Below are 17,542 nucleotides of genomic sequence, written 5' to 3' on the forward strand. Positions count from 1 at the left end.
CTTATGAATAAAAATTCTAACCGTGTTCAATATAAAGATTTCAGTGTATGGCAGAATTTTTATGACATCTCAAAACAGGAAGAGTATTGGAAGAGGGAATTCGCTGGTGAAATTGCTAGGGTGGATTTGAAGACGGATTTCCTCCGTCCTCAAATCCAGTCTTTCAGGGGAGACAATGTTGTAGCAAAGGTAAAGGAGCCATTAAGCTCAGGGGTTAAAAATCTAGCCCTAAAGCATGGTGCTACTGAATTTATGGTTACCCTATCTGTGTTCATTTTATTATTAGCCAAATATAGTCGCCAAAAGGATATTATTGTAGGAACTACCGTGTCAGGCCGAGTTCATGCAGATACTAAGGGTATGTTGGGGATGTTTGTCAATACTCTGGTGATCAAGGGAGAAGTTAGTCCGGATGAGACCTTTGAGCATTTGATATTAGCTGTGAAGGAGAAGTGTCTGCAGGCTTATGATAACCAAGAATACCAATTTGAAGATTTAGTTGAAGCCGTAGAGAAGAAAAGAGATCTCTCAAGAAATCCAATTTTTGATTTTATGTTCGGATTAAAAGAAAAGAAAAAACCGACGGAAATGCAAGGCCTATTGGGCGGAAAAAGTGCATTCATTAAAAGAAATGTCTCAAAGTTTGACTTATCCGTTCTGGTTGAATGTATGCCAGAAGGGTATGAGATAGATTTTGAGTATTGCACAGATTTATTCAAACAAGAAACGATTGAATATATGGCAAGGCATTATGTAACGCTGCTTGAGGAAGCCATAACACATCCAGGCAAAAAACTTAAAGATCTGCATATGCTTGATCTCAGAGAACAAGAGAAGATCTTGGTTGATTTCAATGCAACGAATGTAGAATACTCTCGAGAACAAACAGCTGTCAGCTTATTTGAGAATCAGGTAGAGAAAACAGCAGGAAATATTGCACTTAAATTTGATGATAATAAGATGACATATGCCGAGCTGAATGAAAGAGCAAATCAGTTGGCGCGAACTCTTCGGGATTTAGGAGTGGCTCCAAACGATCTAGTGGCTCTAGTGACAGAACGCAGCATGGAAATGATTGTAGGGATATTAGCCATCATCAAGGCAGGGGGAGCTTATGTACCCATCAATCCTGAATATCCAGATAATAGAATTCACTATATGCTGGAGGACAGTAGTCCAAAGATTGTATTGACGTATAAGAATAAGCTGCCAGGGAAGGTAGAGATACCAGTATTAGATTTAGAAGATGAGAATAATTATGCTAATGAAACGGACAATCTTTTGCACGTTAACAGGTCTAATGATTTAGTGTATTGTATCTACACCTCGGGTACAACTGGAAATCCTAAAGGAGTTTTAATTGAACATCGAAATGTGGTCAATATGTGGGTCACATATCAGGAGACATTTGCACTAAGCGACAAGGATACGGTGCTGCAATTTGCAAATATATCTTTTGACCAAGCGGTGGGAGATATCTTCCCTGCACTATGCAATGGTGCGGCATTATGCATTGTACCAAAACATTTAACCTATGATATGGAGCAACTACAAAAATATATCGATCGAAATAATGTTACAACAGCTTCATTGACACCTAAGTTAATAGACGGGTTGTGTGTTGACGCATTACCGACGCTTCGTTTGCTGGAGTCAGGTGGAGAGGCAGGTAGTCTAGAAAGCTTAAAAAAATGGGCGGAAAGAGTAGAAGTGCTTAACACATATGGGCCTACGGAGTCTACTGTAAATGCAACTAGTTTTAGAGTGAATACAGACTCTACTTCAATTTCCATTGGACGTCCGATTGCAAATACAAAGGTATATCTTCTAAATGAAATGGAGCTATGCGGGATTGGAATACCTGGTGAGTTGTGTATTGCAGGAGATGGTTTAGCAAGAGGTTATTTAAATCAGCCAGAATTGACAGATAAGAAGTTTATTAAGAATCCCTTCGGTGAAGGAAAACTGTACCGTACAGGAGATTTAGCACGTTGGCAGCCAGATGGAAATATAGAGTATTTAGGTCGAATAGATGAACAAGTGAAAGTCCGTGGTTACAGGATAGAGTTAGGTGAAATTGAAAGTGTATTAAGAAAGCAGAGTAATATTGCAGATGCTGTCGTTATTGTAAAAGAAGTTGGAAATGATGATATTCTCTGTGCATATCTCATTGCAGAAAAGGGGCAGGAACTAAGTATACCCCAAATTAAAGAAGCGGTAAGAGAAGAAGTAACAGAGTATATGATTCCTGCCTTTATGATCCAGATCGATGAATTTCCAATAACCATAAATGGGAAGCTGGATAAAACTAGGCTGCCAGAGCCAGATATGTTAGAAAGTTTGAACTACGTACCACCAAGTAATAAGACGGAGCAGGCAATCGTAGATGTATTTGGGGAAATTCTAGGAATATCTCCAGTCGGCATAGAGGATAGTTTCTTTGAACTGGGAGGACATTCGTTAAAAGCGACGGCAGCCATTAATGCCATCGAGAAGAAGACAGGGATTCGTTTGCCAGTCAAAGATATATTTAGTTCACCAACTCCTGTCATGTTGGCGAGAAAGATTGAGGCCGCGGGAGAAGGCGAATATAGTCCAATACCACAAGCAGAACAGAGAGAAGCTTATCCAGCATCCTCTACACAGAAACGATTGTTTATTCTGGATCAGATGGAAGGAAACAGTACTGCATATAACATGGCGTCAGCGCTAGAAGTAACGGGTAACCTTGATTTAGAAAAAATACAACAAGCCATAGATCGTCTGATTAAGCGTCATGAGTCGCTGCGAACAAGTTTTGTAATGACCGAAGAAGGAGCATATCAAGTCATTGCAGACGAGGTATTCTACCAAGTGGAATATGAAGAGACCGACAGCTACAGTGACGCTGACAGGGAACAATTTGTACGCCCGTTTGACATCGGAACAGCACCGCTCATGCGTTTTAAAGTAGTCAAAGAAAGAAATCAGAACAACTATATTTTACTATTTGATATGCACCATATTATTTCCGATCATCAGACGCTAAATATATTAATCGAAGATTTCTCACGATTGTATAACGGTGAAGAATTACAACCACTTGAAATCCAATACAAGGATTATAGTGAATGGATGCGTGGCAGAAACCTGGAGAGTCAGAGAAACTATTGGAAAGAAGTATTCAAAGAAGAGGCACCGGTTTTGGATTTGGTGACGGACTATCCACGTCCCAAAATCCAAAGTTACAAAGGAGCCCAAGTGTCTGTTCAGCTTAGCCAAGAGCAGAAAGCTGGCATTCAAAATATAAATAAACAACAGGGAACGACAGATTACATGACCTTACTGGCTGTATTTATGATAGAACTGCATAAATACAGCAGGCAACAAGATATCGTGGTAGGAACACCCATCTCAGGCCGAGTGCATCAGGACACCGAGACAATAGCCGGCATGTTTGTCAATACGCTGGCAATGAGAGGGTATCCAAGGGCTGAAAAAACGTTCTTAGAATTTTTAAGCGAGATCAAAGAGTTGGCATTGAATGCATATGAGAATCAAGAATACCCGTTTGAAGAATTGGTAGAGGAAGTAGAAGTACGCCGTGATCTGTCACGCAATCCGCTGTTTGACGTGATGTTTACCATGCAGAATAACGAGGAAATCCATCTTACGATGGGCGAAGCACAGGTAGAGATGCTGGGCATTCCTTTCATTGATGCCAAATTTGATTTGGATTTACAAGCTACAGCGTATGAAGAGGGGTACGCTTTAGATCTGGTATATTGCAGTGATTTATTTACCGAGACTTCAGCACAGGTCATACTGGAGCATTTTAAGGTGTTGCTGGACAGGGTGATTGCTAACCCTGAAATGAAATTGTCTGAACTCCACATGGTCAGTGAGGTAGAGCAACAAAGAATACTAACGGTTTTCGATAATACCCATACGGAGTATGCACAGCATCATACGGCAGTGGAACGATTCGAGAAACATGCGGAACAGACACCCGAGAAGACGGTAATCGAATACGAAACGGGAGTACTTCGTTATGGAGAAGTCAACCGCAAGGCCAATGCATTGGCATGGGAACTGATTTCGTTAGGTATTCAGCCCAATGATCGAGTGGCCATCATGACTACCCTGGAAGCGGAAACGATCATTGGCATTTTGGGCGTGCTAAAGAGTGGAGCCGCCTATGTCCCGATTGATCCAGCAACACCGAAGGAACGAATAGAGCATATCTTAAACGATGCAGCACCCAAGGTCATTTTAACAAGAGAGAAGACTATGGAAACGGAAGTCCCATTCATCTCGATGAATCTTGAAGATCTGGGTGAGAAGGAGACAAATCCAGCGTGTGCTGTTGAAAAAAGTGACATAGCCTATGTGATTTACACATCAGGAACGACAGGAAAGCCCAAAGGTGTGGCGGTGACACGAGGCAATCTGGATCATTACTTGTCGTATGCAGATCAAGAATACCAGAAGGAAGCTTGTACGACGGTATTAATTACAAGCTTAAGTTTCGACCTTTCCGTAACGTCCTTGTTCTTACCGCTGATTAGTGGTGGATCTCTTCTATTAAAGGGAGGAGACGCGGAGGAAAGGCTGCGTGCAGCATTCAAAGATAACAGGGTAACCTTCCTTAAACTTACCCCTTCCCATCTAAAAATGCTGGAAACCTATGCAGACGGCGTAGATGTCCCAAATTTAGAAGCGCTAATTGTCGGTGGAGAGGAGTTCACCACAGATACGGCGTGGAAAACGCAGAAGCTATTAGGAGACAGGGTCAAGATTCATAACGAATATGGCCCTACAGAGACTACCGTAGGATGCTGTGACTATGTCTATTCCAGCGAAAAAGATAAGGGTTTAAGTGTAGGAATCGGACATCCCATTGCCAATATGCAGCTCTATATACTGAATGAGATGGAGTTATGTGGTGTAGGCGTTCCTGGTGAGCTATGCATCGCAGGAGACGGAGTAGCCAAAGGCTATCTAAACCAGCCTGAATTAACAGCGGAGAAGTTTATCGACAATCCATATGGCGAAGGGAAGTTATACCGCTCTGGAGATTTGGCGAGATGGCTGCCTAACGGAGAGATGGAATACCTGGGAAGAATAGATGAACAGGTTAAAATCCGAGGATATCGGATCGAGTTGTACGAGATCGAGAGCGTTCTAAGGAATCAGCCGGGTATATCAAATGCGGCAGTCATTGCGTTGGAAACGAGAGGTGGCAAGAGCTTATGCGCATACCTAGTAGCGACAGACGGAACTCAGCAACTGGACATTTCTAAAATCAGGGGTGGGCTGAGAAAAGAACTGCCGGATTATATGATACCAGCATTCATGATGCAGATTGAGACAATACCACTGAACCAGAACGGGAAGCTGGACAGGAAAGCATTGCCTGAACCGGATGTTTTGGCGGGACGTGAATATATAGCACCTAGAACTAAAAAAGAGCAAGCAGTAGTCGAGGTATACGAAGAGATTCTGGGCGTGTCACCCATCAGCATTGAAGACAGCTTCTTTGAACTGGGAGGAGACTCAATCAAAGCAATTAGGGTGGTTTCAAAGTTGCGGCAACAAGGCTATGAACTTTCTGTTGCGGATTTAATGAATCAACAGACAGCAAGGCTGATCTGTGAAAATATGAAGGTGAGCAAAGTAAGTCAAGTGTATGAACAAGGAGAAGTCAATGGGGAAATTCCATTAATTCCGATACAACATGAATTTTTCAGCAAGAATCATGCGGTTTCAGGTCATTTCAATCAAGCGTTAATGTTAAAAAGTAAGGAAAGGTTTTATGTACCTTACTTGAAAGAGGCAATTGCTGAGGTCGTTAAACATCATGATGTGCTGAGGAATGTGTACCACGGACAGCGTCAAATCACGCTACCGATAGAAAAAAGCAAGTTGTACGACTGGTACGAGAATGATTATACCAACACAGAAGATGTAGCGAAAGAGATAAAGTGTGCAAGTAACAAAATACAGGCAAGCATAGATCTTGCGGAAGGCCCTCTGGTGAAAATAGGGTTGTTCCATACAGATAGTAGTGATCATTTACTGATCTGTGTACACCATCTGGTAATAGATGGAGTGTCATGGAGGATTATACTGGCAGATTTGTTTACCGGATATCGGCAGATGCAGGAAACGGGGAAAATCACATTGCCAAAGAAAACTGCTTCGTTCAAAGACTGGGCGGAGGCTCTGACGCAATATGCTGAGAGTGAAACACTCTTGGATGAGGCTGAATATTGGGGGAATATAGCAAAAAAATCGGAGAACACCGAGGCACTGAGCATTGGAACAGCGAGTGGCCGATACAAAACCAAAGTAGTGGGAATTAATTCTGAAACGACGAGGAAGTTGCTGTTTGAAGCAGGGAAGACATACGGAACAGAAATAAATGACTTACTATTGGCATCACTGGCAGTTGCGGTAAATCGATGGAAAAACACAAAACAGATAACCATAGAAATGGAAGGGCACGGTAGAGAGGCAATAGATAAAGAGATAGCCATAGACCGCACGGTTGGATGGTTTACGAGTGTATATTATGTGGTCTTGAAGACAGGGGCAACGGTAGAAGAAACAATCATTGAGACAAAAGAAGCCTTGCGTCAGGTTCCAAACCACGGACTTGGATATGGGGTATTGAAACATCTGGGTAACAAGGAAATACTTAGTATGAGTGCGGAAATAATGTTCAATTATCTCGGAGCACTGGATAACGAACTTGATAGCTATGAAGGTATATCAATGTCGGAAATGTCATTAGGCCGAAATATATCTGAAAAAAATTCAGAAAAAACAGGACTGTCTCTGAATGGAGCTATTTTGAATGGGCGATTAAGATTTGATTTGACATATGATATGGGCCTGTATGCAGAAGAAGACGTTCAGGCATTTGTGTTGGCTTATGAAAGAGCGATTACGGATGTTGTCGAGACGAGTTTATCAAAACAAGGTGTGGTAAAAACACCATCGGATTATGGAATACCCGATATGTCATATAGGGAATTGAAAGAACTTGCGGTGACTGGTGAAATTGAAAAAATATACGGAATGACGCCACTACAGGAAGGAATTTTATTCCATAAATTGGTTGATAAAAGTGCGACAAGCTATGTGCTGCAGACAGTACTTAATATCCATAAAAATCTCAATATGGAAAATATGAGGACAAGTCTTGATATTCTAGCAGGAAAATATGAGGTATTGCGGACGAAAATATTGACAGATAGGGCTGAAAGGCCTTTGCAGGTAGTCGTACGGGATCGGCCCATAGAACTCCGTGAAATCAATGTTTACAGTCTGGAAGAAAAAGAAGTGTTAAAGAAGGCGGATATCGCACGCGGGTTTGATTTAACAGAAGATAGCTTACTGCGGCTTACAGTTTTGCGTATGGGGGAAAACCAATGTACGCTTTTGTGGACAAAACATCACATCATTATGGATGGATGGTGTACGTCACTACTGTTTCGGGACTTTATCAAGTATTACGAGCTGATAAACGGTGGTGCCAGCAGGGTACAGATGGAAAAGCTGTTGGAAGCAGAAAAGAAACAAATTTTACCATACAGCGAGTATATCAGATGGTTTGAGAAACAAAACAAAAAAGAAGCTCTTATGTATTGGAACAGGTTGCTGGAAGATTACAACTCCGTGATAACAGTCCCACCGTTGGGAATCGAGAATAATCAAGAAGCTGAATCTCGACTTGAGGAATTGGCGGTGTCGGGAGAAACAACAAAGGCGATAGAGAAAATGGCTAGTCAACTGAATGTAACGGTAAGTACTGTGGTTGAGGCGGCATGGGGGCTGTTGTTACAGAAATATAATGGAAGCAGAGACGTTGTTTTTGGTAAGGTTGTCTCGGGAAGGAACGCTAATCTACTAGGGATTGATCAAGCGGTAGGGTTGTTCATTAATACAATTCCTTCGCGTATAACGAGTAAGGATGGGCAAACAGTGAGCGAACTACTCAAGGGGATGCAGGCACAGGCAATCGAGAGCATGAAATACGAGTACAGTTCACTGACAGAAATGCAGAGCAGTAGTAGGATTGGAAACAATTTGATACAAACGCTGTTTGTATTCGAGAATTATTATGTTGACAAATCGGCATATGACGGAATATCTGGATTTAATATAGAACTGGAGAGTGAAAGGGAGGAGGTCAATTATGATATATCCATGACTGCGTTTATACAGGGAACTTTACAACTTGCTGTAATGTATAATTCGGGGAAATATGCATTAGACGAGGTAAGATGCCTTCTTGTTCGGATGTCGACTTTGCTTAAAATAATGGCAGCTAACCCCGAAATGAAATTGTCTGATTTAAACATGGTCAGTGAGGAAGAACAACAAAGAATATTAACCGCTTTCAATGATACACATACGGAGTATGCACAGAATCATACGGTAGTAGAGTTATTCGAGACACATACAGAACAGACACCCGAGAAGACGGTAATCGAATACGAAACGGGAGTACTTAGTTATGGAGAAGTAAATCGAAAGGCAAATGCATTGGCATGGGAACTGATTTCGTTAGGTGTCCAGCCCAATGATAGAGTTGCCATCATGACTTCACTGGAAGTGGAAACGATTATTGGAATTTTAGGCGTGCTAAAGAGTGGAGCCTCCTATGTACCGATTGATCCAGCGTTTCCGAAGGAACGAATAGAGCATATCCTTAACGATGCAGCACCCAAAGTCATATTAACAAGAGAGAAGAATCTGGAAACAGAAATCCCATTCATCTCTATGAATCTTGAAGATCTGGGTGAGAAGGAGAAAAATCCAGAGCGTGCCGTTGAAAAAGACGACATAGCTTATGTGATTTACACATCAGGAACTACAGGAAAGCCCAAAGGAGTGGCGGTTACACGAGGTAACTTGGATCATTACCTGTCATATGCGAATAAAGAGTACCTGAAAGAAGCTTGTACGACGGTATTAATTACAAGCTTAAGTTTCGACCTCTCAATAACTTCCTTGTATTTACCGCTTATCAGTGGTGGATGTCTTCTACTAAAGGGAGGAGACACGGAGGAAAGGTTAAGGGCAGCATTAAAAGATAACAGGGTAACCTTCCTGAAGCTTACCCCTTCTCATTTAAAGATGCTGGAAACCTATGCAGACGGCGTAGATGTACCGAATTTAGAAACACTGATTGTCGGTGGAGAAGAGTTAACAACAGATACTGCATGGAAAACGCAGAAGCTATTGGGAGACAGCGTAAAGATTCATAACGAATATGGCCCTACAGAGACTACCGTAGGATGCTGTGACTATGTCTATTCCAGCGAAAAAGATAAGGGTTTAAGTGTAGGAATCGGACATCCCATTGCCAATATACAGCTATATATACTGAATGAGATGGAGTTATGTGGCGTAGGGATTCCTGGTGAGCTATGCATCGCAGGAGACGGAGTAGCCAAAGGATATCTAAACCAGCCTGAATTAACAGCGCAGAAGTTTATCGACAATCCCTATGGAGAGGGGAAGTTATACCGCTCCGGAGATTTGGCGAGATGGCTGCCTAACGGGGATATAGAATACCTGGGAAGAATAGATGAGCAGGTTAAAATCCGAGGATATCGGATAGAGTTGTACGAGATAGAGAGCGTTCTAAGGAATCAGCCGGGTATATCAAATGCGGCAGTCATTGCGTTGGAAGCGAGAGGTGGCAAGAGCTTATGCGCATACCTAGTAGCGACAGACGGAACTCAGCAACTGGACATTTCTAAAATCAGGGATGGGCTGAGAAAAGAACTGCCGGATTATATGATACCAGCATTCATGATGCAGATTGAGACAATACCACTGAACCAGAACGGGAAGCTGAACAGGAAAGCATTGCCTGAACCGGATGTTTTGGCGGGACGTGAATATATAGCACCTAGAACTAAAAAAGAGCAAGCAGTAGTCGAGGTATACGAAGAGATTCTGGGCGTGTCACCCATCAGCATTGAAGACAGCTTCTTTGAACTGGGAGGAGACTCAATCAAAGCAATTAGGGTGGTTTCAAAGTTGCGGCAACAAGGCTATGAACTTTCTGTTGCGGATTTAATGAATCAACAGACAGCAAGGCTGATCTGTGAAAATATTAAGGAAGTAGCAAGAACTTCAGCGGATGTAACATATACCGATAATAATTGGCTTGAGGATAACCGTGACAGTGATTTGAGGATCGCCATCCAGAAAGAATTGAATCATTATGGAAACAATTATCTTAAAGCACGTTGTTTTTCAAATTGCCAATTACTAGCGGGTCAGGAAGTGTTTTTACGTCAAGATACTGAGGCTATCACTAACATAATAAGCATAGAAAGCAGTGCGAGAAGTGTTTATTTAGCAATAAAGAAGATAATTTCCATGCATGGTGCATTAAGAACAAAGCTCAATCAGAAAATGCGTTATTTAGAAGAATACGAATATACTGATGATTGGGAAATTCCAATTATGAAAGGTAGTTTAGGGTTATTATCTGTTGGAAATCTCCAAAAAATTGTTAATGAATTAGATTTTCTGGCAGATGGCAAGCTATTATCTAGATTTTTGATTTGTGAAATAGATGAGAATAATTGCTTGGTACTTAGTGCGATTCATCATCTTGTATGGGACGGATTTTCGCAAGATTTGTTACAGACTATGATTTATGAAGCTTTAACGAACAGATTTAACACGCAAAAAGAGTATTCTTATATAAATTATTGCAAAATAATTCAAAATCAAGTTAAGAGTTTAGAAATCTCTGGGGAGCAAGAGATGGAGATTGAAAAATATCTTGAAGTTGCTAAGAAGGCATCTAGGTTGAACTCTCGAAGAGATTCTAAAATAGTTACAAAAATTGATATAAAACTAAATGATTTACAAATCCAGAAATTTAACGAATATCCCAATGAAACAGCAATGGAATTCTTATCAGGGCTTATGTACAGTGATTTATTTGAAAAATTACCTAGAATACCATTTGCCATTATGGAACATAACAGAAACGATCTAAACAAGAAAATGTTGGGATTATCTTTAAATTTGGATTATTTGACATTTGATATTAATACCAAAACGCAAGCGCAAGTTCTATTAGCATTAGGCAAAAATAGTGTTGATAAACGTGCAATTACAGAGAAGCTGTTGCTCATATCGCAAAAGTATGGTGTTGATTACATGATAAATCTAATTCCAATCATTAACTATCAAGGAATACTTCATAAATATGCAAGTAAAGATAGCATATTATCAGAGGAGATTTCTTTAGAAACAATGGTTGTAGATGGTGAAGACCTCGGAGTTGGAATGCACTTTTACACTCATAACGATATTCTGAGTGCCCGTGTTTCGGGTATTACAATTGAAGAAGAGCTCCTTAAGGATGTCATGAAGAATATTTAATGATGCCGGATCATGTGCTTATGCTCGTGGCGACCCCATCCAAAATATCTGAAAGGGGAAAGTACGCTATATATTCGAGAGCAATAAGCACATGATCTAGCAATAAACAATTGGAGTGTTAATTAAACATGCTCTAATTGAAATTAGAAACAAGAAGAGGGCTTATAGTATGAATGAAAAAATTTCAAAAAGCATATACAAAAAGAATATAGGCTTATTTATTTTGTCCTGCTTACTTGGTATCATGACATCTATTCTGTTTATTGCATTGGCAATTATACTACAGAAGTTTATTGATTATTCTATTAATAAAGATATTGACAATATCATTAAGGTGACTACTGTTTCCGTTATTTTATTGCCTTTAGGTGCAGTGGGAATGTATGTGGGGTATGCTGTTAAAAATTTATATACAAAAAGGGCAACGTTAAACCTGAAAAATACCCTTGTTGAAAATATTTTGCGGTTAGATATGAGAAGTTTCAACAAGGAGAGTAATGGAACCTACATATCACGATTGTCAAATGATATAACGATAATTCAAAACGATTATATAAAAGGGACCGTGGAAATATTTGTTCAGCTAGCTATGCTTGTAGGTGGAGTGCTTGCGATGTTTATCATTAATTCATTCCTTGCATTGAGTATATTACTCACTTGTATCATTCCACTTGCAGTTTCGAGTATATTTAATAATCGTATGCAAAAAGCACAAGGTGAAGTGGCTGAGCAAAATAAAAATTATGTATCTTTCATTAAAGATATATTGTCTGGAAATCAGGTTGTTAAGAGCTTTAACATCGAAAAGGAGATTTTTGAAAGGGCAAAGGCAAAGGCGAACAAGCAGGAAAAAGCAAAAATGGTATACGAAAATCTGTTGTCACTCATTATGTCACTTACTGATATTTCAACTTTTCTTGTTGCTGTAGTCATATTTATTGTGGGTACTCAGCAGCTAATGAAAGGAGAAATTACAGTAGGAGAGATTATGGCTTTTATTCAATTGTTAAATTGCGTAACAGTTCCCATTAATAGACTCATAACCGGTTTTACCAAAAGGCAGGCCAGTCGGGCTTTATTAATGAATTTCAATAAAATTGGAGAGGCAAAAACGGATCAAACTCAAAGAATTGATATCCCTAAATTCAGTAATAAAATTTCTCTAAATGGGCTTTCGTTAAGCGTAGATGGGAAAAAAATTTTAGATGATATTAATTTTGAATTTGAATATGGAAAGTCTTATGCCATTGTAGGAACAAGTGGGAGTGGAAAGACAACCTTATTAAAGATGTTGACTGGGTTTTATGATGGGTATGAAGGAAATATCAGGTATGACGGGGTTGATCTTGAGAAAATAAGTGATCAGTCCATTTTCCAAAATGTTAGTTTTATTCATCAGGACTGTTTTATCTTTGATGATACGATTGAACAAAATATTAAATTGTTTCGTGAATGTGACACAGATGAGTTTGAGCAAGTAATAAAGAAGAGTATGTTACAGAAATTGATTCATGACAGAGGCGGCTTTGATGTATTATGTGGAGAAAATGGAATCCATTTTTCAGGTGGGGAAAAACAGAGAATTTCTATAGCAAGAGCACTCCTGAGAAAATCACCTATATTACTTATGGACGAGGCGACTTCAGCGTTGGACAATCAAACAGCTAGTGACCTTGAGTGTATGTTAAGTGAAATGCAGGGCATTACGAGAATTTCCATTACTCATAGGCTGGATGAATCAATTCTTAGTGGATATGATGAAATTGTCTTATTGAATAATGGGAAAATTGAAGAACACGGCACGTATCATAAATTAATGGAAGCCAAACAAAGATTTTATGCATTGAGTATGTTGAGTAGACATAATAATGATCTTTTAATAGAGAAAGGTATAACTAGTCTTGTATTTTAAATCTTGTATAAGATGAAAGGGGTGTCGTACGGATGGAGCAAATCGCAGTTGTTGGGTGTGGCGGAATGATCGGTGAAGTCATCTGTAAGAACTTATGTAAAGACTTTATTGTTAAGGGCGGACAGCGGCGTGAACCTACAGCATTAATGAACCTTAATAATTTTAACTACCAATTCCTGGATGTTTCTGACTGGGAGAACTTGATTGCGTTCTGTACTGATTGTACGGTTGTCATTAATTGTGCAGGGCCTGAATTTATAATTAAAGATAGAGTTGCTCAGGCAGCTATGGAAGTAGGAGCAAAATATGTCGATGCTTCCAATGCTTTATTATTGAGTCAGGAGCAAATAGAGCTTAAAGCTAACGGTGTAAATTACATAGGAGCTGGTTTTTGTCCTGGAATTACAGGTCTGCTATTAAAACGAGTAATAAATCATTTATTAGACGAAACGAAGTATGTGAATTGTTATATTGGTGGTGCGGAACATTATACGAAAACTTCTATCTCAGATATATTAATGAGTGGCCATAGTGTAATTGGAAAAACAGATTCTTATTGGAGTGATCATTGTGTTAAAACGGAAAATATAAATATGATGAAGAAAGAATTTGTACCTGAAGTGGATGTCCCTGTCTATAAGAAACCGTATTTAAGTCAAGAGATCATTGATATTCTGGAAGTTAGTTCGGTACAAGAACTCCACTGGTACAATATAGCAGCAAATGATAATATTTTTCGTTTAGCAATGCAATTTTATCAAATGCAACTTGAGTCTTCGGTTGAAGAAGCCCTGAAAAAACTAGACATTAGTTTAGAGGAGCAACCTAAAGAGGAATGGATAGCTTTAGTCATTGATGCTACAGGAGTGAAAAATGGAAAGGATGTTAGGTGCAGATTGAATTTACAAATGGAAACGAGTTCAGAGTTAACGGGTACAGTGGCTGCTGAAATCGCCCGACAAGTTATTTCAAGTAATAGACCTAATGGTACCTACTGGGCTTATGAAGTACTTCCTATAGATTTTATGAATCAATATGTTTTTTCTAATAAGCATGATTTTTATGAGGAAAAGTATGTTGAAATAAAGAAATGATATGACTAGGTTACATGGCGTACATCCGATATTTATTGGATAGGGGGAGGACATTATAAAAAAGCTTTTACTTAAGAGATTACCGTTGATTTCACTTGGAGTTATAGCTTACATACTGACAAAATACGCGCAGAACCATCAGGATTGGGCGGAAAAATACAGTAGGTCTGTATATCCGTTATTGTCAAAAATAGTAGGATTTGTACCTTCTTGGGTCAAGTTTTCTGTTAGTGAATGGCTCGTCGTGTTGGTTGTGTTACTTTTTCTATTTTATATCGTTTATTATGTGCGCAAGGTTATCATGAGTAAAGGTGTACGTAGGATGGTAGTTTATCGTGGTGCTCTAGGAATAGTTACGATCTGTAGCGTGATATATTTTTGTTATACTATTTTGGGTGGAATAAACTATCACAGATATTCTTTTTTGTCTTATACCGAATATAAAGAAGAGAACTACAGCAAGGAGGAACTGGTCAAATTGAGTAAGTCGCTTGCCGTTGAAATGGAATTGGCAAGGGAAAAGTTAGCGGACACTGATCTTTTGGCTCAAGTACCAGAGGCTTTTGATTATTATGCACAACACGCAGTGTTCTCGATGCAAATGTTATCAAAGGAATATCCTATTTTGGAGCATTCTTTATACTCAACACCAAAACCAGTTGTGATGTCAAAGCTAATGTCGCATGCAGGGATACATGGTATCTTTGTCCCTTTTACTTATGAATCCAATATCAATGTTAATGTGCCCGTTTTCTTGGTGCCTGCTACTATGGCACATGAATTGGCACATCAGAGTGGTTTCATGCATGAGGATGAGGCAAATTTTATAGCATATCTGGCATGTAAGCAGCAGGATGATCCAATGATACTTTACAGTGGTTTTTTTCTAGCATTTGATTATTCTATATCTGAGCTAAAGAAAGTGGATCCAGATCAGGCGTCTGATATAATGTCCAGTCTGTCCAAGGCGGTGCAGCATGATATAGAACAAAATGAGCAGTACCGGGATAAGTATGAGGGTGTTATTTCAAGTATTTCAAGAAATGTAAATGATGTATATCTGAAGGCAAATAATCAGACAGACGGTTTGAATAGCTATAGTGATATGGTGAATTTGTTGCTGGCAGAGCAGCGAGAGATAGAGAAGTACAATTAAATGTATCTTGAATACTTATAGGTTTATATAGTAATGATAGTGGGCCCAAGTTGAACATAGGAGTGAGTGAAATAAATAAAATAAAAGTATTTCCTATTCCATATGCTGGAGCGTCGGTAAATGCATATTATGAATGGAAAAAACTACTGCCGGATAGATATGAATTGTGTATATGTGAATTGGCTGGAAGAGGAACTCGATTCACAGAGCCTTGTTACCAGTCTGTTGGTGAAGCAAGTGAAGATATCGCCAAAAGAATAAGTGAACAATTAGAATATGACGATGAATATGTTATATTTGGACACAGCATGGGAGCCTTATTGACTTATGAGATATATTATAAACTTAAGCAAATGGGAACTAAGGAACCAAGGCATCTGTTTTTTTCTGGGCGAGATGCTCCACATATTTTTGAAAAGAGAGAAGACATTGAAAATATGACTAATGAAACTTTCTTGACAAAGGTGGAACAATATGGGGGAATACCAGAGGAGTTTTATACAAAAGAGATTATGGATATGTTTCTTCCGATTTTGCGAGCAGATTTTATAATTTTGGACAATTATAAGTTTCAGCCCAAAGCAGAAAAAATAAGTTGTGGAGTAAGCGTTTTTTATGCGGATAGCGATTTTTCGACTCATATCAATGAAATGCATAAATGGAGTGAAGTTGTTGAAGGAAACGTGAAATTTCATAAGTTTAAAGGAGAACATTTTTTTTTGAATCGGTATCCTAATGATATTGTAAATACTATTGTTAAAGATACAGAGACTCAAAATATTTACCAGGCCACCCACCTGGATCGCCTGGAAATACGGGGGTAATCTCCCCCATTAATTCTATTTTGAATTAATTCAAATGAGAGAAACGTTAAAGTCTCAAGTAGTGGTGTAAAAAAGAACTGTGCCTTTTGACAAGGGAAGCCACGGTATGATTCTACTAAAGTGACGCGACTCAACTTTAGAAGGAGGATCAAAACCGTGGCTTCTATAGATAGAATCTCACTTTTGGAGCTGTTACGCAAGAGCGGAATGGAAGAACAATTATTAAGACAAATTGAAAGTATTGTTAAAAACAAAAAAAATACATTTGAAAGTGAAGTGACAGATATTTTAGAATCTATTACTTTTATTAAAATTATTGTAGCGATCGAAAAAACATGTGGTTTTGAATTTGATGATGATATGTTGCTATTATCGGAATTCCCTACTATTGGGTCATTAATAAATTATGTAGTCTCTAAAGTTGAGAGTTTAAACGTACAGATTAAAAATGTGTAAATTATATTTTGCTAGTGTAACAGATAGAATAGATAATCCAAAGTTTGAATTAATGCAAACGTTTGTGTCTAATGAAAAACAAGAAAAAATTAAACGTTATAGGTTTGATATAGATAAAAAATTAAGTCTATATGCCGAATTGCTTACAAGAACTATAATATGCCGTAATATGGATATTGAGAACAAAGATATTGTTTTTGATATAACTTACTATGGTAAACCTATGTTAAGAAGTGTTTCTAAATTTGAATTTAATATATCTCATACGAGAAATGCTATTGCTGTAGCTATTTCAGACTATCCAATAGGAGTAGATATAGAATTAATAAAAAATGCAGAGCTAAATATAGCAGAAAGATTTTTCAACAATAATGAGATTTCATATATTACTGAGAACACTTCTTATCAGGATAAGCGATTTTATGAAATTTGGACCAAAAAGGAAGCCTACATAAAGTGTATTGGAAAGGGATTATCAATGAACTTAAACTCTTTTAATTCATTAGATCATAAGATTCCCTCTTATTTTTACAATGTTAATCGAGCAGAATATGTGATTTCTGTTTGCAATGGTATGCGAGAAATCGAATTAATTGAATTATCAGAGCGAGATATAGAAGACCAGTCTTTATCTGTTTTATTATAAGGGGCTTGTTTGTAATGGCTCAATCATTTTTTCTTTAGTTTTATGTAAAGC

7 protein-coding genes are annotated in these 17,542 nt (G+C 38.7%); all 7 read left to right on the forward strand.

The genetic code is table 11. The features are described 5' to 3' along the window. Positions 1-3 precede the first annotated feature (3 nt). The 7 genes from ILT06_RS30995 (at position 4) to ILT06_RS31025 (ending at position 17,491) form a co-directional block, all read left to right on the forward strand. On the forward strand, positions 4-11,403 hold the full coding sequence (locus ILT06_RS30995; protein WP_222655909.1) for a non-ribosomal peptide synthetase: 11,400 nt from the start codon (positions 4-6) through the stop codon (positions 11,401-11,403). Between the two features lie 169 nt (positions 11,404-11,572). Then, positions 11,573-13,315 carry an ABC transporter ATP-binding protein gene (locus ILT06_RS31000; RefSeq protein WP_098221768.1) on the forward strand — a complete coding sequence of 581 codons (1,743 nt, stop codon included), beginning with the start codon at positions 11,573-11,575 and terminating at the stop codon, positions 13,313-13,315. A 32-nt stretch (positions 13,316-13,347) separates the two neighbouring features. After that, positions 13,348-14,409 carry a saccharopine dehydrogenase NADP-binding domain-containing protein gene (locus ILT06_RS31005; RefSeq protein WP_000434926.1) on the forward strand — a complete coding sequence of 354 codons (1,062 nt, stop codon included), beginning with the start codon at positions 13,348-13,350 and terminating at the stop codon, positions 14,407-14,409. Between the two features lie 85 nt (positions 14,410-14,494). Further along, complete coding sequence (locus tag ILT06_RS31010) at positions 14,495-15,565, forward strand: DUF3810 domain-containing protein (RefSeq protein ID WP_098676442.1); 1,071 nt, start codon at positions 14,495-14,497, stop codon at positions 15,563-15,565. A gap of 62 nt (positions 15,566-15,627) precedes the next feature. Next, on the forward strand, positions 15,628-16,389 hold the full coding sequence (locus ILT06_RS31015; RefSeq protein ID WP_016512207.1) for a thioesterase II family protein: 762 nt from the start codon (positions 15,628-15,630) through the stop codon (positions 16,387-16,389). 156 nt (positions 16,390-16,545) lie between these two features. Then, the gene (locus ILT06_RS31020; protein WP_098676443.1) at positions 16,546-16,845 is read left to right on the forward strand and encodes an acyl carrier protein; all 300 of its coding nucleotides are present in this window, start codon (positions 16,546-16,548) and stop codon (positions 16,843-16,845) included. Between the two features lie 52 nt (positions 16,846-16,897). Continuing rightward, entirely contained in the window at positions 16,898-17,491 is a 594-nt protein-coding gene (locus ILT06_RS31025) for a 4'-phosphopantetheinyl transferase family protein (protein WP_240522924.1), read from the forward strand. The last annotated feature ends 51 nt before the right edge of the window (positions 17,492-17,542 follow it).

Origin of the sequence: Bacillus sp. 17RED48 (assembly GCF_019837545.1) — a bacterium.
GTDB classification, from domain to species: Bacteria; Bacillota; Bacilli; order Bacillales; family Bacillaceae_G; genus Bacillus_A; species Bacillus_A wiedmannii.